The organism is Thalassotalea sp. PLHSN55, assembly GCF_052030545.1.
Lineage (GTDB): Bacteria > Pseudomonadota > Gammaproteobacteria > Enterobacterales > Alteromonadaceae > CANMXU01.
Genome location: NZ_JBPDIH010000017.1, coordinates 1 through 18,712 on the forward strand (window position 1 = coordinate 1; position 18,712 = coordinate 18,712).

Consider the following 18,712-nt stretch of genomic DNA (forward strand, 5'->3'; position numbering starts at 1 on the left):
GCGCATTTTAGACATTTTCATCTTGGCGTCAACTCTTTTTTAAGAAAAAACGTAATTTGACGTTTGTTTGCTTTTATTTTGTACGAAGCGGTTATTTAGTGAGTTATTTTCCAAGGAATTTAGTCAAAAGAGTAAAAGCATAAGGCTTGATTTCGAAGACACGATGCCAATTAACGTTCCATTTTGACATTATATCGTAGTAAATAGACGTGATGTTTAGCCAAATATAAAAAAAATTACGCTAATCTACTGATTAATTAGTGCAATATGTGTACTTAAGGTTGCACATTAACAAAAGGTGGGTAACATAGAATTGCTTTATGCGATTTTAAAAATAATAATCAGGTATCCAAATATGAAATCTCCGCAAGGGTTAACAATAGTTATCGCACTTATATTCGCAGGTATTGCGTATTTTGTTGCAAGTGCATTTGAAGCTTCACCAGCTATTACAGCCGGACTTGTCTTTATAAGTTCATTCATCGCTCCTTTACTTGGCTCTTCTACGTCAACTAATGAGGAAAATACTAATAACGAAGTTAAAACACTATATGTAGGTAATCTTCCTTATCGTGCAAACGAAGCTGCAGTAAGAGCCTTATTTTCAGAGTATGGCCAAGTTCATTCAGTTCGCTTAATGAAAGATAAACATACAGGTAAACGTCGTGGCTTTGGTTTTGTTGAAATTTCTGAAAAAGATGCAGACCACGCAATTGCTTCCTTAAACGATACAGAGTTCCAACAACGAACGCTTAAAGTACGTGAAGCAAAAGAAAGACCCGAAAAAGAAACAAGTTAAAATAGACTGTTATGAAAAAGCCCGCTTATATGCGGGCTTTTTAATGCCTGACAATATGTATCAGTATGATAAAAAAGCGCACTTATACTAGACAAAATAACTTCTGCCGCTAAAATCTGCGCACATTCTACGATTAACCCATTTATATAGGCTTACTATGTTTAGTCATATTCATCCTGACAACTACCAACAACAGCTAAACGATAAAACTCAAGACATAGCGACTGCCTTTGCTGATTTTAACCTACGAAATATTGATACCTATACGTCTGAACCACTTAATTACCGCCAGCGCGCTGAATTTCGCGTATGGCATGAAGGTGATGACCTCTACTATATAATGTTTGATAGCAACACCAAGCAAAAGTTTAAAGTAGCGGAGTTTCCTGTTGCCAGTCAGCTCATTAATCAGTTTATGACGGCATTGCTTGATAACATTCGAGACAATAGTTTACTGCGTCAACGCCTTTTTCAAGTGGACTTTCTCACGACGCTTAGCGGCGAAGCCTTAATTAGCTTGTTATATCACAAGCAACTAGATGAGCAATGGGTTGAAGAAGCTAACAAACTAAAAGCAACTCTTGCGGCTATTGCACCTGTTGATATTATCGGCCGAGCGAAAAAGCAAAAAATTATTTTAGATAAAGACTTCGTTACTGAGAGACTTTCAGTTGCCGGCCAAGAGTTTGTTTATCAGCAAGTTGAAAATAGTTTTACTCAGCCAAATGGCAAAGTAAATGAAAAAATGTTGCTTTGGGCTCAACAAGCAACACAAGATTTAGGCGGTGATTTAATCGAGTTGTATTGCGGTAATGGTAACTTTAGCATTGCCCTCGCACAAAATTTTGACCGCGTTCTAGGCACAGAAATTTCAAAAACGTCAGTACGTTCTGCGCAAATTAATATTAGTGCAAATCAAATGGATAATATCGATATTGTTCGTATGTCGAGTGAAGAGTTTAGCGAAGCAATGAACGGTGAACGAGAGTTTAGACGCTTAGAAGGATTCGATTTAACCGCCTACAACTATGATACCGTGCTAGTAGATCCTCCACGCGCAGGGTTAGATCCTGCCAGTACAGAGTTAGTATCTCGTTTTAACAAAATTATTTATATTTCGTGTAACCCTGAGACATTAAAAGAGAACTTAACAGAATTAGTGAAAACGCACACTATCGAAAAGTTTGCTTTATTTGATCAGTTTCCTTACACCCACCATGTTGAAACCGGTGTGATTTTAACGAAAAAATAAAAGACGCAACCAAAAGCGAGATAAGCTATTTATCTCGCTTTAACTGTTAATGTTCAATAGTTTTTATATCTAAACGCGTACCTAAACTTTGCGCACCTCGGGCAATAAAACGCAACTGATGAATGGTTCGAATGGCCAATTGCTCACGTTCTTTTTTTGCGACATCTAACGCATCAGCTCCTGCGCTAAAAACGATAGTTACCGCGGCATTCGCCTGTAAATAGGCGACTTCAGCGTCTAAATCATTGGCTTGTTGTAAATAGTCACAAAGCTCCAACGTAAAATAGCGAATTTCACGATTAACTGCTGCTCTAAAAGCAGGCGAGGTTCCAGAGCGTTCACGCAAAAGTAATCGGAAAATATTACCGTTATTTTCGATGAATTCCATGAAGGTTAATACTGAAATTTGGATAACCGAGCCACCACTTTCAATGCGTTGTCGTGCTTGGCGCATTAACTGGCGTAATGTCAGGCCGGCTTCATCAACCAAGGTTAATCCAAGTTCATCCATGTCTGAAAAGTGTCGATAAAAAGAGGTCGGTGCTAATCCTGCTTCTTTGGCAACTTCACGTAAACTTAAACTTGAAAAACTGCGTTCAGCACTTAATTGTCCGAGTGCTGCATCAATTAGCTGACGACGTGTTTTCTCTTTCTGCTGAGCTCTAATACCACTCATAATCTCTCACTAATTAAATGTTTTCTCGCGCCATGATACTAAATTGTGTCAATTATACCAAACAAGCAATTGTATAAGATTTTACCATCAAGTCATTGACTCAAGATGACTTAGAACTATAATAGCGTACACGTGTACACTGAAATATTTTATTCATCTGTTTCACATAGATACACGCTATATTTTTTAACTGCTTTGATAGACGTTTGGATTATTTATGAAAAAGCCACCAATTATCTGGTTAAACGTAAGTGTTTTTGTTATTACCTTTTTGTTTGCTGCAATTGCGGTACCTTTTTACGCAATTAACCACGGTTTCTCAACCGAACTTATTTTCGCTGCGTTAGGCTGCTTTATTTATTGCGGTATGTCTATTACATGTGGTTATCACCGATTATGGTCTCACCGCACTTACAAGGCCCATTGGAGCTTGCGCGTCATTTATGCCATTGGTGGTGCCTTTGCCCTACAAAATAGCGCTTTGCATTGGTCTTCTGATCACCGAATTCACCACAAGCATGTCGACAACAACAACTTAGACCCTTATTCCGCTAAACGTGGCTTTTGGTTTTCACATATTGGTTGGATGATCCGTGACTACCAAGCTGAGCGTTACGCCAACTACGATAACGTACGGGACCTGCAAAAAGATAAAATTGTTATGTGGCAACACAAGCATTATTTGCTCCTCACCATTATCACTAACTTTGGTATTCCCTTAGCATTTGGTGTGTTATTTAACGATATTATTGGTAGTCTACTGCTGGTTGGTTTTTTACGTTTAGTACTAAGCCACCACACGACATTTTTTATCAACTCGTTAGCCCATATTTGGGGAAAACAAACCTACACCGAGAAAAACACTGCCCGTGACAATGGTATTCTAGCCTTTTTTACCTTTGGCGAAGGCTATCATAACTTCCATCATATATTTGAAAACGACTACCGCAACGGCATTCGTTGGTGGCAGTTTGATCCAACTAAATGGTTTATTAAATCGTGTGAATACTTAAAACTTGCCTCTAACTTACGTGTTAGCCCTGAAGATAAAATTGAAAAAGCTAAGCTTGCGATGATCTTAAAGCGCAGCCAACAAAAGTTGAGTGCTCGACCAGATGCCGAACTAATGCTTGCCAAACTACAATCAGAGTACGACGCTTTAATTGTTAAAATTAACGATTTTTATTCCGTTAAAAAACAACTGATGAATGTTAAAAAAGAGCAACTAATTGCGGATGTAGAAAACAGCGAGTTAATGGTGCAAGTACAAGATTTAAAACAACGACTTGCTGAACAAAGACGCAGTTGGCAACTATTTGTTGAGAAAGTCGCTTAAACAGTGAAATAATCTCAGTTAAAAGGTTACCTCAATAATAAATCCTGTTAAAATTTCGCTAATTTTTGTAGCGTGCGTGATACGCAAGGTTAACACAGGATAAAGGGGTAACTTTTGACTAAGTCAACAAAGCAGGCAAGCAAACCCGCCAAGAAAGAACAACCATCTCAAGAATTTGATTTTGACGCCATAATTATCGGTACCGGCCCTGGTGGTGAAGGTACTGCAATGGAGCTTTCTAAAAAGAATAAGAGAGTTGCTATTGTCGAGCGATATAAAGATGTTGGTGGTGGTTGTACTCACTGGGGAACGATTCCATCAAAAGCCTTACGTCAAAGCGTTAGTCGATTAATTGAGTACAACTCAAGCCCACTGTTTCGCGGCCATGAAAAAGCCAAACATTTAACTTTTCCTGATATTTTAAAACATGCGTCAGCAGTTATTCGTAAGCAAGTTAACCTACGCAGCGGCTTTTACGATCGTAATCGTGTTGAGCTGTTAACAGGCGAAGCGTCTTTTGTGGATAAAAACACCTTAAAAATAAACAAACCTGATGGTTCTGTTGAACAAATATCAGCACATCAGATTGTTATCGCGACTGGCTCTCACCCATACCGTCCTGACGATATCGATTTTAACCATGCCCGTGTTTATGACTCAGATACCATTTTATCGTTAACTCACGATCCGCGTTCAGTCATTATTTACGGTGCGGGTGTTATCGGTAGTGAGTACGCGTCTATTTTTAGAGGCTTAGGGGTAAAAGTGGACTTAGTGAATACTCGCGATCGTTTACTGTCTTTTCTAGATGATGAAATGTCAGACTCGTTAAGTTATCACTTATGGAATAACGGCGTAATGATCCGCCACGGAGAATCTATTGAACGTGTTGAAGCAACTGACGATTCGGTAATTGTTCACCTAGAGTCTGGTAAAAAAATGAAAGCCGACTGTTTACTATTTGCCAATGGTCGAACAGGTAACACAGCCGATTTAAATTTAGAAAACGCTGGCTTAAAAGCCGATGGACGTGGCCAATTAAAAGTCAACGATCAGTACCAAACCTCTGTTGAAAATATTTATGCGGTTGGTGATGTTATCGGCTACCCAAGTTTAGCAAGCGCTGCTTATGACCAAGGTCGACTAGCGGCAAACGCCATGATAGATCATCAAAGCACGGCAAAACTCATTGCCGATATTCCTACCGGTATTTATACCATTCCTGAAATTAGCTCTGTTGGTAAAACAGAACAAGAACTTACTGAAGCCAAAATTCCTTATGAAGTTGGTCGTTCACAGTTCAAACACTTAGCACGTGCACAAATATCGAATAGCTTAGTGGGTTCATTAAAAATTCTTTTCCATCGCGAAACGAAAGAGATTTTAGGTATACACTGTTTTGGTGAAAATGCCGCTGAGATCATTCACATTGGGCAAGCAATAATGCAACAAAAAGGTGGTGGCAATACCATTGAATATTTTGTTGAAACCACTTTTAACTACCCGACAATGGCAGAAGCATTCCGCGTAGCAGCGCTTAATGGTCTGAATCGATTATTCTAACAAACGCCGGCAACTGGAGAGATTATGAAATTTTTAGCAACGATACTTTTATCGATAATAATAATCTCTCCTACATTTGCTGATAATTTTTCTATCTATTTAGTCCGTCATGCAGAAAAGCAAACATCGGCTAACAAAGCAGATAAAGATCCAGACTTAACCGAATGTGGACAACAACGTGCAAAACAGCTTGCGCAAATGTTAAGTGAGATAAAGCTTAGCGCTGTCTATAGCACACCATACCAACGCACTCTGGCAACAGCAACACCTACCGTTGTTGCTCAAAAATTACCGCTAAAGCAATATTCACCCAAGCATTTGCAAGAACTTGCCGTTAGGTTAAAAGCCGCAGGGAAAAACACTTTAGTGGTTGGACACAGTAATACCACACCTATGTTAGCCGCGACGTTAAGTGGACAGAAAATAACGCAATTAAGTGAAGATAATTATCAGATGTTATATCAAGTCAGTTTTATCGAAAATGAGGTCATGCTAACCACACTGAAACAAGGTTTTGTTTGTCAGCCAACAAACCAGTAATCCTTAACCTTAATTGTCGATTAGCCACAGACAAGCATCATCAAGGTGTTCAAAATATTTTAACTGACCAGAGACAAACCAAGCTGCAACTTTTGCACTAAGAATACTAAATTAACAGTAGCTCGACATTCATTGCTATTTAAACCTATCAATTGCTAGGTTAATGAAGGTTTATTTATTCGGCAAGGTAGAAAACATCACATTTACCGCGTTACTAATCTTTTCTTTAACTTCTTGGCTGTTATCGGAGACATCAATATTTAAAGGGTAACTACTACGCCAAATAGACCGTTTTTTCTTTTGATCAATTAAGTCGATAATTAAACTGCCAGGTAGCACATAGTCAGCATTGCCAAGCTTTTTTTTGCCACTACTGTTATTGTCACCATAAAGTGAGGTTAAACAATACTGACAATAATTCACCTCTCTGTTGTAGCCTTTTAATTCTCGAGCACTACGCCCTACAATGTAATAACTGATCACTACATCCGCTTGTTCAGTATCTTTGTAATCTAAGCCTTTTTTATCCATGGCCTGCTCAAGTACGATCTCAATACGATTTCGCATCACATCGCCTAGGTTTTGCACTTCGGTAAATTCTGAATTACGAGGGTATAAGCTGTAATATTCAATATCGCCAAAACTATATTCTTGCTGAAAATTCGTTACCGGATTTTTACTGGCGCAAGCAAATAAAAATAACGATAAGCAGCTAAGTAACATTAATTTTGTTTTCATCGATGAATTGACTCTGTTTCCTTGATTTACTTAGAGTATCGACATCTTATAAAAATACAATAAATACTGAACGACTTTTATCAAAATATATCATATCGAGTGGAGCTGATTAGCCTATTCAGCTATTGTCATCAAAGAGACTCCTGCGTCTATATTTCTCCTAACAAAATCATTTTGTTATTAAGCTTTTACATATGTTAATTGGGGGTAAATTCATGCTAATGTGGTACTAGCTTCAATACATAAATTTGTTTGTGCTTTTTTATTTTTTAACGGAATAAACCAATGCCTAAATTGCCTATTTTAATTGCCACTTTTTGTTTCATTCTCGCGGGTTGTCAAGAAGAAGTTATCCCGCCTGTTCCACCAAAAGTTGTTGTCAAAACGGTTCAACAAGAAACCGTACCTGTTTACGGTACTTATATTGGCTCAACCAGCCCATCGCTCGATGTTGAAGTGCGAGCAAGGGTGACGGGTTATGTCGAACGTGTTGAATTTGTTGAAGGCAGCTGGGTTGAGTCAGGGCAAATATTATATGTAATTGACGATAAACCGTATCAGGCAAAACGAAAGCGTGTCGCTGCGCAGCTAGAAAAAGATAAAGCTGCATTTGAAAAAGCCAAGCGCGACGTCGTGCGTTTAAAACCACTTTACGAGCAAGATGCCGCAAGTCAACTTGATTACGACAACGCTTTGTCTGCTCAAGAACAAGCACACGCCATGGTAATGTCGTCGCAAGCAAATTTAGATGAGGTCGACCTAGAGTTAAGCTACACCCAAGTTAAAGCGCCTATTAGCGGCATGGTTGGCGGATCGTTAGCCGATATTGGCGCATTAGTTGGCAGTGGTGGTATTTCGCTATTAACCACAGTTCAACAAATAGACCCAATTTACGTGAACTTTAATATGTCGTCGCTGGATTATTTAAATGCTCGCCGACGCATGAACACCTTAATTGAAAAACAAAAAGCAGAAGAGCAAGGCAAGGCCTTGGGTGGTTTTGTCCGCATTACGTTACCCGATGACAGTGAATATAAATACTGGGGCGATGTTAGCTTTACAGATCCTAAAGTAAACCCTAAAACAGGCACTTTCAAAGTGCGTGCGGTGTTACCTAATCCGGATAGCGAATTGTTACCAGGGCAATATACCAGCGCACGCATTCGCTTAACCGAGTTTCGAGATTCAGTGGTTATTGCTGAAGAAGCAGTACGTGTTGAACAAGGCGGTTTATACGTTATGGTCGTTATGCCAGATAATACCGTTGAACATAGATTTGTGATGGTAAAACACTATGGCGAACAGGGCTTGGTTATCGATTCTGGTTTAAATCAAGGTGAAAAAATCATTGTTGAAGGGCAGCATCGTGCCCGTCACGGACAACTTGTAAAACCGCTTACCGAAGCAGAATATCAACAAGAAAAAGAAGCACAACGTAGCGTAAAACCTGAGCAGGGAGAGCAATAGTGTTTTCTCATTACTTTATTAAAAAGCCGATATTTGCCAGCGTTATTTCCATAGTTATTGTGTTAACCGGTTTAGTTTCTTTATTGAGTTTACCGATAGATCAATACCCCAATATTGCGCCGCCACAAGTTAAAGTGTCAGCCTCTTTTTCGGGTGCTACCGCAAGCGTTGCCTCAGAATCTGTGGGTGTGCCATTAGAGCAAGAATTAAACGGCACTCCAAATATGATTTATATGGAGTCTAAATCGACCAATTCAGGCAGTACCGGCATAACCGTTACCTTTGAAGTAGGCACCGATGCAGATCTTGCCGCCGTCGATGTGCAAAACACAGCTAGCCAAGCCGGCGCAGACTTACCTGTTGACGTACAGCAAAATGGTGTAACGGTTTCGACCGAAAGTTCAGTTGAGCTATTAAAAATAGCATTGACCTCTGATGATGAAAAATATAACGACATCTATTTAAGTAATTACGCATCGATCAATATTCAAGCGGCATTAAAACGTATCCCCGGCGTTGGCCGAGTGCGCAATACAGGTTCGCGTAGTTATTCAATGCGCATTTGGCTTCGCCCTGATCGCATGGCCGGTTATGGCTTAACAGTTACCGATGTTAGAAATTCAATCAAAGAACAAAACAAAGAAGCCGCCGCTGGTAATATTGGCGCACAACCGATGAACGAAGCCATTAAACTTAACTTTCCCATTAATGCTCAAGGGCGCTTTAATAAAGTCGAAGACTTTAAAAATATTATGGTAAAAGTAGATCCCGACGGTTCAGTAATCCGCTTGCGCGATATTGCTGAAATTGAATTAGGCTCTTCCGCTTATACCCTACAATCGAATTTAAATGGTCAACCAGCAACCATCTTACAAATTTTTATGTTGCCCGGCTCTAATGCGCTAGAGGTCACTAAAAGCGTCAAAGATGAAATGGCAAAATTAGCCAAATCATTTCCGAAAGGCTTACAGTGGGTCAGTTTTTATGATGCATCAGAGTTTATCGAACTTTCCATTGATGAAGTTAAAACCACCTTGTTCCAAGCTCTGGTCTTAGTTATTTTAGTGGTATTTTTGTTTTTACAAAATTGGCGCACTACCTTAATTCCTGCGTTAGCTGTTCCGGTTTCGATCATCGGTACCTTTATCGCCCTCGCCTCATTCGGTTTAACCATCAATACCATTAGTTTATTGGCGCTGGTATTAGCGATAGGTATTGTTGTTGATGACGCCATTGTTGTGGTTGAAAGTGTCGAGCGCATATTAAACGAACAAAAAGAGCAAGGGCAAACATCTTCGGTATTCCAAGCAACTAAACAAGCCATGACCGAATTATCGGGCGCATTAGTGGCAACATCATTAGTATTAGCCGCAGTATTTGTACCCGTATCGTTTTTAGCCGGCATCACCGGCATTATGTATCGTGAATTTGCTATCGCCATCACAGTAGCTGTACTTATTTCAACCTTAGTTGCCTTAACACTTAGCCCAGCTTTGTGTGTGTTATTTTTAAAAGCCGATCAACCTGCTAGTCAAAACCGAGTTTTTTCATGGTTTAACCAAAAAATTGATCAGTTAGGGCAAAAATATACTTATTTAGTTAAGCTGACATGTCTGCATGCAAAGCGCAGTTATTTAGCATTTTTTATGGTATTAATCGGTTGCTGGTTTATTTTTTCATCTTTACCAACTGGTTTTATTCCACAAGAAGATCAAGGGCGATTTTTTGTTGATATCACCTTACCTGACGCTGCAACGGTAACTCGTACTAACAAGGTAATAGCTGAAGCTGAAAGCCATATTTTAGCGCACGACGCAGTTGCTTATTCATTTTCACTTGCAGGTGAAAATAGACGCGCAGGCGGCGGGCAAGCTAATGGGCAACTCGAAGTTATTTTAAAACCATGGGCTTATCGCGCCGATAAAAATTACAGCGTTAGCCAAGTGCTAGAGGAAATAAAGCAAAAACTTGAGACAATTCCAACCGCACAATTTAACGCTTATCAACCTTCGGCCGTATCGGGTGTTGGCTCTGGCTCAGGCGTAGAATTGGCACTGCAAGATAGAAGCGGGGCAAATTTTGAAGGTTTAATGGAAACCTTAAATCAATTTTTAGATGAATTAAATCGACAACCTGAAATATCAAAAGCCTCTAGTCCAGTACAAGCTAAAGTGCCGCAATTATTTTTAGAAGTTGACCGAGAAATGGCGATGGCACTTGAAGTGCCGATTGCTGATGTTTATAGCACCATGCAAGTATTAACCGGCTCTTCAACCATAAACGACTTTAACTTGTTTGGCCGAGTTTACCGCGTGAAAATGCAAGCTAGTGAAGAATTTAGGGCTCGACCTGCCGATTTAAATAATTACTACGTGCGCAGTGGTAATGGCGCTATGGTACCGCTAAATGTATTAGCTAAAATTAGTTTAACGACTGGGCCTTCTGCCATTAACCGCTACAATTTATTTTCTAGCGCAAGTATTAATGCCACACCTGCAGCAGGTTATTCGAGTGGTGATGTGATTACCGCCATAGACAGAGTGGCAGAAAAACTATTACCACAAGGTATGGGTTATGAATGGACCGGATTAACCTATCAAGAAATAAAATCATCCGGACAAATGAATACCGCGCTACTGCTCGCACTGGTTTTTGTTTTCTTATTTTTAGCCGCACTTTATGAAAGCTGGACCTTACCAATTGCAGTATTGCTGATTTCGCCAATTGCGATGTTAGGCGCCAGCTTGACAGTTTGGTTAGTCGGGATTGAAAACAATCTATTCTTCCAAGTCGCCTTTATTGCCTTAATCGGCCTTGCCGCCAAGAACTCTATTTTAATTGTTGAAGTGGCTAATCAATTTTATCGCAGTGGTTTATCCGCGCAGCAAGCTGCCTTTCAAGCCGCAAGTGTCAGATTTAGACCCATAATGATGACAGCTGCTTCGTTTATTCTTGGGGTATTGCCGCTGATATTAGCTGCGGGACCCGGAGCCGTCAGCCGGCAATCCATTTCTTACCCAATATTAGGCGGCATGGTATTAGCAAGTACTATAGGTATTGTATTGGTGCCCTTATTTTTCATTACCGTAGCACGTTTTGTGAAAGTAAAACTTGAGGGTGAAGCTAATGCATAAATACTTAATGAATTCAGCTATCGCACTGGCGATTACAGGTTGTACTGTTGGTCCTAATTTTGAAAAACCTGAGCTTGCTACGCCAGCGACTTTTCAAGGAGTACAAGACTACACAGTTGCCAACAGCCCCGCCTTATTGAGTTGGCAGCAAGTCTACCAAGACCCTTATTTAAAAATGCTCATTGAAAAAGCACTGCAAAATAATTACGACTTAAATATCGCTATTTCACGTATCAAAGAAGCAAAAGCACTGGCCAATATGGCCGATGCAGATTACTACCCAAGTATTGGTTTAATGGTCGAAAGTGAACGCACGTCAGAAGACGGCGGCGACAGTCTAGAGAGTACTCATCAGTTAAAAGGCCAGTTTGAGTGGAGTATTGACCTTTTTGGCTACAACCGCCGAGCAAGCGAAGCGGCGTGGGCAGAGCTAACTGCACTTGGCCAAGCAAGGTACATTGTTGAAATGAACTTGGTTGCTGAAGTTGCAAGCACCTATTTTGAACTTAAAGATCTTGATGAGAAAATTCAGCTGAGCCAAAGCACCATCGTCTTGCGTGAACGTGCATTAGACATTGCGATACTTCGCAAGAAAAATGGTGTAATTTCTGGCCTAGATGTGAAGCAAACCGAAGTAGAGCTTGAGTCTGCCAAAGTCACTATTCCACAATTTCAATTACAGCGTCTCGAAACCATTAACCGCTTAAAGTTATTATTAGCAGACGAAAGCATTAACATCGAAGACAGCATCGGATTAATGGAACAAGTTGTGCCCGAAAATGTGCCTATCGGCATTCCAGCAGATGTCTTAAAACGTCGTCCTGATGTTTTACAAATAGAAGCTGAATTGCATGCCGCAACGGCAAAAGTTGGTATGGCAACCGCAAACATGCTGCCGAAAATCACCTTAACCAGTGACTTTGGTTTTGAAAGTGCTGAGCTGTCGAACTTAATCTCTGGCAACAGTGTTTATTGGGATGTGATCGGTGGTTTAACGCAACCGCTATTTAATGCCGGTAAACTCAAAAACGATTTAACAGCGCAAGAAGAGCGTGCCTATCAAGCTTTGCTAAATTATCAAAAAGTAGTCACTAATGCCTTTTTAGATGTCAGTAATCAATTGATGGCATTTCAATCAAGCCAAAGCATTTATTTGGCACAAGAAAAATTACTCGCGGCTTCTAAAGAATACGAACGTTTGGCGCGATTACGGTATCGAAACGGTGTTGCTAGCTCGTTAGATTTTATGGACGCTCAACGTGCCTTATTTGACGCTCAGCTATCACTAAGTTCCGCTAAGAAAGATCGCTTATTGGCATTTGTGAACTTATATCGCGCGCTAGGTGGTGGCTGGCAAATAGCCGAACCTAAAAGTGACCCTGAAACAAATAGCTAATAGTTAATAGTTAATAAATAGTAGTACCAATAAAAAAGCGCGGAATAGTAGTGACTATACCGCGCTTTTACTATTTATTTTTTTGCTACTTGCTACTGATTTTGTCTAAAACTAGCCTGCTTAAAGCAATACCGCCAAGTCGATTTCTTCAAAACTTAAGACGTTACCGCCAAATTCTTTCGCGAAAGCTTTGGCGTCGGCTTCTTTGCTAAAGCTCGCTAGGGTTTGCCCCATAGCACCTGTTTTTTCAGAGCCAGCCACAAACCACGCTTTGCGAGCATCAATAAAAAATTCATCTTTGGGTGCATCCCACGGCATTTTACTCATATCGTGCACTAACATAGTGGTAACGTTACGTTTGTTTTCTGGGTCTAAGTAGTGGCTAAACATGTCGCGGGTCGAGCAAAACTTTTTCACTTGTTTGCCACTTTCTTCAGTGACGCCTTTTTGAAACAACTCCCCTTTAGGGCCAGAAAAATTACTGATGATCATGCCGCATAAGTGACATTCGTCAGCGGCTTCAATTTTTACCGCTTGATGCAACATTTGTTTTTGCTCTGCTTTATCTGAACATGCGCTCATTAGCAACGCGGCGGCTAAGGTAATTCCAAGAGTATTGATAAATTTCATTACAGTTTTTTCTTCCTAAAAATAAATATCGCTGCTGTTAAAGGTAACACTACCCAAGCGATTAAAATGCTAAAAAGTTGCCCTTGGGAAAGGCTAGAGTTTATCGCAATGGCCAATGCGCCATTAACGTCGCTACTGTCAAGGCCTGCAAGATTGACTAAACGAAAAATATCTGCCGGATTTAACATCATTAATTGCGTTAAACCTTGCTGACTAATGCCTTGTTCGACACCCACAAGTAAAGCAAGCAATGCTAAGTCAAACGCTAATGCAAACAAAAACCAAGTGATCAGTGCAAAGCCCGCTGCTTTTGATTTTTCGCTAACCATTAAACTAATTAAATAGGCAATCGCGGTAAAGCTTAGTCCTAATAAAATAGCGCTAAAAATGAAAGTCGCAAAAGTACTGATGACGGCATCATCTTCTAATTGGAAAAACAACAATAACGCTGAAGCGCCAAAACCGAGTAATGTCGCTAAAGCAATAATTCCGCCTTGGCCTAAAAATTTACCTAACACCAATTGGCTTTTACTAAGTGGGTAGGTCAATAACAATAATAAGGTGCCGCCTTCTTGCTCACCAACAAAACTATCATAACTAAGTAATAAGGCGATAAGCGGAATAAGAAATACCGCTAAGCTGGCTAAACTGGCGACTGTGGTTGACAGTGATGCTATGCCTAACGTGCCCGACGCCGCAGAGCCAAAATACGTTAGCCCGACAGATAAGATAGCAAAAATAACAGTAATAGATACCAGCCAGCGGTTACGCAAGCCATCATGAAATTCTTTATTGGCAACGGTTAATATTTGCTTCATTACCTTTGCGCTCCTGTACTTTTGCCTTTGTTTAACGATAAAAAATGCTGATAAACTTTCTCTAAATTAGCGGGTTCAACGTCGATATCACCAATATCGTCATAACTCAATAAGTGCCTTAACGTTGCTAGCTTTTCATGCTCTGGTACATGTAAGACATTCGGTTGTTTAGTTAAAAACTCGGTTAGTTTCGAGTCTTGGCATACACTGCCATTTAAGCCCGAAGGTTTTATCACCACAGGTAAGTTCGCCTGTTTACGTAACTGTGCTAACGTGCCCATCGCCAAGACTTTACCAGATGAAAGGATCATGGCGCGGTCGATATGCTGTTCGACACCAGGTAAAACATGCGAACATAAAATAACGCTTGTACCTTGGTTTTTTAATTGATCAACGGTTTGGTAAAAGTCTGCGGTGGCAATGGGATCAAGTCCCACGGTTGGTTCATCAAGTAATAATAATTTGGGCTCGCCAATAAAGGCTTGCGCTAAACCTAGTCGTTGTCGCATACCTTTTGAATAGGTTTTCACCTGACGTTTCATCGCATGGGCAACACCTACTTGTTCTAATAAGGCAATCGCATGTTTTTTATCAAAACCTTTTAAACGAGCAAAATAGGTTAATACTTCTAAGCCGGTTAGTTGATCATAAAAACTCACGTTTTCAGGTAAGTAGCCGACTTTTTCGCGCATGTGCCATGCTTCTTTAGAGTCTGGTGCCACCCCCATCACATTAACTTTACCTGTTGATGGTGAAATTACCCCAAGGATCAATTTCATCATAGTGGTTTTGCCGGCACCATTGTGACCAAACAAGCCCAACACTTCGCCTTCGTTGAGGTTCATGGTGACCGAAGTTAACGCATCAAGTTGCTTATAGCTTTTATTGACATCGGTTAACGAAACTAATGGAGAATTTGTCATTTATACGTCCTTAATCAGCAGTGATTGCTTGCTGCGGTGAAACTGCTGTTTTTTGAATATCTTCAAGCTGTGGTTGGCGCATCAGGGGGAAACTGTCTTTAACGCCTGGCGGCTTTAATACCGGAAACTGACGTTGGATCCAACGCAATATAATGACGGCGGGGCTGTCCATCAACATTTTCATTTCAGGGTATTGCCAAACAAGTTTATCGATGCCGTCGTTTGGTTCAAAAACCACATCACCAATATTGTCACTGTCCATATCCCAACCGAGATAATTGCTCCAATAATTGCCCTTACCTTCATGGCTCCACTCTTCTTTGCGATTAACCACGTATTTCACTTGGATCGGGTTATTAATAAAGCTATTACCGTATACTTTTGCTTTTTCTGAGCCAGCGGTTAAGTGAATACCAATTTCGGCAGTATCGACCACGTTACCCGCAATGGTATTGTAGCCCGAGTTATAAACAAACAAGCCTTTGCCATCACGACCTAATACTTTGTTTTCAGGTTTGGTCCAAACATTTTTAATGTGATTATTCTCAAAGGTCGATTGGGTAATAAAATTAAGTAAAAAGCCATAATCTTCACTATCTCGGGTTTTGTTACCAATAATAGTTAAGCGTCTTGAGCTCATTAGCGCATAGCCCGCTCGGGTATTATACGCCTCGTTATAAAGTACAGAGTTATCATATGAGTACATATAGTGAATGCCATAACGTAGGTCATGCATGGTATTTTTTTCGATAATATTATTGCGACTGTTGATGACATAAATACCGTCACGCACTTTGAAAGTTTCATTGCCATACACATGGGCTTTTTGCACGTTAGATAATTGAATGCCGTTGCCACGATCTGCCGATCGCAAACTGGTGTTACCTGAAATAGTATTGCCAAATACCTTTAGCTCGCTCGCTTTGTAAAACCACAAGCCAAAACCATCGCCAGCAAGGGTATTATTTTTGATTACCAAACCCGTAGACTCGGTGTTGGCATAAATACCTGAATGTTGTTCGGTTAAGTCGCTACCCCAATTTTTAATCGATAAGTTGTCTATAGTGATATTTTTGTTGATTAGCTCCAAACCATGACCGTCACCTTGTGCGTCGATGATCACTCCTTCTTCACCACGTAGGGTTATTTGGTGTTTAACAACAAAATTTCCCAAATAGTTACCCGCTGAGAGCACGATAATATCGCCATCTTTGGCGTTATCAAGTTGCTGCTGTAAATCATCATTTGGGGAGATTTGCCACGTTTTGGCGTTAAGCGACAATGAGACTAAGCCCAAGCAACAGAGGAAGGCAAAATACGTTAAGCCTGTATAGCAAGTTCTAAATTTCACTCAGGTGCCCTATTGGATTTAAACGATTCATATAAAGTAAAAAGAGCATAACACTTTTAGATGTTATGCTCTTGATCTTGGTTAACTAAATAGCGCTTAGATTGATTTATGTCACATTAATATGACCATCAATTTCAGCTTAAGCTATTAAGCTTCTACTAACATACGACCACGCATTTCCATGTGTAGTGCATGACAGAACCAGTTACAGTAGTACCACTGAACGCCTGGCTTGTTGGCAGTAAAGGTAATTGAAGACGTCGCTTGTGGACCTACTTCCATTTGCACGCCGTGGTTAGTCATACAGAAACCATGAGTTACATCTTCTACTTGGTCAAGGTTAGTAACAATCACGGTTACTTCATCACCTAGTTTCACTTTAAATTCAGTCATGCCAAAGTTTGGCGCAACTGACGTCATGTAAACACGTACTTTTTTACCGTCACGAATAACTTTGTTATCCATAGTGGTATCAACACCATCACGTTTTGCTTGTGCTAAAGTTTCAGCAAAAATTGGATCATCACGTGTCCAAAGTTTGTTTGGCTTCATGCGGCTACGGTGAACAATCATACAGTCATGCGGTTCAGCATACGTTGGACCATCGTGTACTAGTTTCATTTCGTCACCTGAAATATCAATTAGCTGATCATTTTCAGGGCGTAATGGGCCAACCGGTAAGAATCTGTCTTTAGAGAACTTACATAATGAAATTAACCATTTGCCATCTGCATCACGGGTTTCACCTTGTGAAGTATGGTTATGACCTGGTTGGTAGTGAACATCAAGCTTTTGACGAATGTAGTTTACTTTCTTGCCATTGTGAGCAGCAATTGCATCTTCAACATTCCATTTAGCAATTTGGCTATCAAGGAATAAGGTGGTGTAAGCATTACCTTTGTTATCGAATGCTGTATGTAGTGGACCTAAACCTAACTCTGGCTCAGCAACAATTGTTTCGCGAGGCTTAATTTTGTTAGCAAATAATGCATCTAACTTGTTAATTGCAATAACAGAAACTGTCGGCGATAACTTACCGTTAGCAACAAAGTACTCACCATTTGGTGAAGTATTCATACCGTGTGGCGATTTTGGCACTGGAATATAACGAGTTAACTCAGAACCTTTACGGCCATCTAATACAGGCACATTGTTACCATTGTAAGTTTTAAACTTACCAGCTTTAAGCGCAGCTTCACAACGCTCTAAGCTAAATACCACAACATGGTCACGCTCAGCTGAAATCATCTCACCTAAGTTCATGCCCATTTCTGAGTTATAACAGGTAGAGGCAAAGTACTTACCGTCGTAATCAGCATCGGTATTATCTAAGTTACCATCAACCATAACTTGGAAAGCAACTTCCATTTTTTCTGCATCAATCACGTTAAATAATGAGCGATAAGTGCTGACATCTTCCATGCCGCCTTTACCGTCGTTATTCATTGGAATTTCGAATTCACCATTACAAATAACGTATTTAGTGTAAGGTACTTTTTGAACACGTAAACCATGAATCGCTTGCACGTTTGGAATAGTTAGCATTTTATCGGTTTTCATTACGTCACAGCGAATACGCGCTACACGAGTATTGGCTTTATCGTTGATAAATACATATTTACCATCGTAGTGACCATCTTTCATCGACATATGAGGGTGATGAGAGTCACCAGCATGAAGATGCGCACTGTCGCCTTTAATGCGTTTACTTTCGTCAGTTAAACCCCAACCTGTTGCACTGTCAGTATTAAATACTGGAATACGCATTAATTCGCGCATTGATGGAATACCTAAAATACGTACTTCACCTGAGTGACCACCTGACCAGAAACCATAGTATTCATCTAAGTCACCTGGGTGTACAAACGGGTCGTTTTTAGAGTCAGCAGCACGGGCTTTGGCTGTAGAAGCGAACATCGCTGCGGTCATAGGAGCAGCTACTGCAGCACCTGCACCAAGCATCGCCGTTTTGCCAAAAAACTTACGTCTGTCTTCATTCTCTAGCTCTACGTTGTTCGAGCTTTTATCTTCATTACTCATGTTGTTCTCCATTCACTTTCTACATTCATATTTGATTTATAACTATATT

15 protein-coding genes are annotated in these 18,712 nt (G+C 40.3%); 8 read left to right on the forward strand and 7 right to left on the reverse strand.

What is annotated here, in order from left to right; genetic code table 11:
* The first annotated feature begins 355 nt into the window (after window positions 1-355).
* Together ACRRSQ_RS20195 and trmA are read left to right on the forward strand one after the other, a co-directional pair.
* Window positions 356-799, forward strand: a complete 444-nt coding sequence (locus tag ACRRSQ_RS20195) for an RNA recognition motif domain-containing protein (RefSeq protein ID WP_440877583.1) — start codon at window positions 356-358, stop codon at window positions 797-799.
* A gap of 157 nt (window positions 800-956) precedes the next feature.
* Complete coding sequence (gene trmA, locus ACRRSQ_RS20200; protein ID WP_440877584.1) at window positions 957-2,051, forward strand: tRNA (uridine(54)-C5)-methyltransferase TrmA; 1,095 nt, start codon at window positions 957-959, stop codon at window positions 2,049-2,051.
* A gap of 46 nt (window positions 2,052-2,097) precedes the next feature.
* Here trmA and fabR read toward each other — a convergent pair whose 3' ends face one another.
* Window positions 2,098-2,727, reverse strand: a complete 630-nt coding sequence (gene fabR, locus ACRRSQ_RS20205; protein ID WP_440877585.1) for an HTH-type transcriptional repressor FabR — start codon at window positions 2,725-2,727, stop codon at window positions 2,098-2,100.
* Window positions 2,728-2,944: 217 nt separating this feature from the next.
* Here fabR and ACRRSQ_RS20210 point away from each other — a divergent pair, with 217 nt between their 5' ends.
* The 3 genes from ACRRSQ_RS20210 (at window position 2,945) to ACRRSQ_RS20220 (ending at window position 6,166) form a co-directional block, all read left to right on the forward strand.
* Window positions 2,945-4,063 carry an acyl-CoA desaturase gene (locus ACRRSQ_RS20210; RefSeq protein WP_440877586.1) on the forward strand — a complete coding sequence of 373 codons (1,119 nt, stop codon included), beginning with the start codon at window positions 2,945-2,947 and terminating at the stop codon, window positions 4,061-4,063.
* Window positions 4,064-4,177: 114 nt separating this feature from the next.
* Window positions 4,178-5,626 (forward strand): Si-specific NAD(P)(+) transhydrogenase, encoded by a 1,449-nt coding sequence (gene sthA, locus ACRRSQ_RS20215; protein WP_440877587.1) that lies wholly within the window; start codon window positions 4,178-4,180, stop codon window positions 5,624-5,626.
* Between the two features lie 24 nt (window positions 5,627-5,650).
* Window positions 5,651-6,166: a SixA phosphatase family protein gene (locus ACRRSQ_RS20220; protein ID WP_440877588.1), complete on the forward strand. Its 516-nt coding sequence runs from the start codon at window positions 5,651-5,653 to the stop codon at window positions 6,164-6,166.
* Between the two features lie 171 nt (window positions 6,167-6,337).
* On the opposite strand, the gene ACRRSQ_RS20225 is transcribed toward ACRRSQ_RS20220, so the two are convergent.
* The gene (locus ACRRSQ_RS20225; RefSeq protein ID WP_440877589.1) at window positions 6,338-6,904 is read right to left on the reverse strand and encodes a DUF4136 domain-containing protein; all 567 of its coding nucleotides are present in this window, start codon (window positions 6,902-6,904) and stop codon (window positions 6,338-6,340) included.
* A gap of 285 nt (window positions 6,905-7,189) precedes the next feature.
* Between ACRRSQ_RS20225 and ACRRSQ_RS20230 the strand changes: the two genes are divergently transcribed.
* From ACRRSQ_RS20230 to ACRRSQ_RS20240, 3 genes are read left to right on the forward strand one after another with little or no spacing between them, the layout of a single operon-like run.
* Window positions 7,190-8,371, forward strand: a complete 1,182-nt coding sequence (locus tag ACRRSQ_RS20230; RefSeq protein ID WP_440877590.1) for an efflux RND transporter periplasmic adaptor subunit — start codon at window positions 7,190-7,192, stop codon at window positions 8,369-8,371.
* The gene (locus ACRRSQ_RS20235) at window positions 8,371-11,505 is read left to right on the forward strand and encodes an efflux RND transporter permease subunit (RefSeq protein WP_440877591.1); all 3,135 of its coding nucleotides are present in this window, start codon (window positions 8,371-8,373) and stop codon (window positions 11,503-11,505) included. Before ACRRSQ_RS20230 ends, ACRRSQ_RS20235 begins: the two co-directional genes overlap by 1 nt.
* Window positions 11,498-12,901, forward strand: coding sequence for an efflux transporter outer membrane subunit (locus ACRRSQ_RS20240; protein ID WP_440877592.1), 1,404 nt, complete (start codon window positions 11,498-11,500; stop codon window positions 12,899-12,901). The genes ACRRSQ_RS20235 and ACRRSQ_RS20240 overlap by 8 nt, the downstream gene beginning before the upstream one ends.
* Window positions 12,902-13,021: 120 nt before the next feature.
* Here ACRRSQ_RS20240 and ACRRSQ_RS20245 read toward each other — a convergent pair whose 3' ends face one another.
* From ACRRSQ_RS20245 to nosZ, 5 genes are all read right to left on the reverse strand, one after another.
* Entirely contained in the window at window positions 13,022-13,531 is a 510-nt protein-coding gene (locus ACRRSQ_RS20245) for a nitrous oxide reductase accessory protein NosL (RefSeq protein ID WP_440877593.1), read from the reverse strand.
* Window positions 13,531-14,349 carry an ABC transporter permease gene (locus ACRRSQ_RS20250; protein ID WP_440877594.1) on the reverse strand — a complete coding sequence of 273 codons (819 nt, stop codon included), beginning with the start codon at window positions 14,347-14,349 and terminating at the stop codon, window positions 13,531-13,533. Before ACRRSQ_RS20250 ends, ACRRSQ_RS20245 begins: the two co-directional genes overlap by 1 nt.
* Window positions 14,349-15,272 (reverse strand): ABC transporter ATP-binding protein, encoded by a 924-nt coding sequence (locus ACRRSQ_RS20255; RefSeq protein ID WP_440877595.1) that lies wholly within the window; start codon window positions 15,270-15,272, stop codon window positions 14,349-14,351. Before ACRRSQ_RS20255 ends, ACRRSQ_RS20250 begins: the two co-directional genes overlap by 1 nt.
* Before the next feature lie 10 nt (window positions 15,273-15,282).
* Entirely contained in the window at window positions 15,283-16,569 is a 1,287-nt protein-coding gene (locus ACRRSQ_RS20260) for a nitrous oxide reductase family maturation protein NosD (RefSeq protein ID WP_440877607.1), read from the reverse strand.
* Window positions 16,570-16,770: 201 nt separating this feature from the next.
* The gene (gene nosZ, locus ACRRSQ_RS20265) at window positions 16,771-18,663 is read right to left on the reverse strand and encodes a TAT-dependent nitrous-oxide reductase (protein WP_440877596.1); all 1,893 of its coding nucleotides are present in this window, start codon (window positions 18,661-18,663) and stop codon (window positions 16,771-16,773) included.
* Window positions 18,664-18,712: the final 49 nt, after the last annotated feature.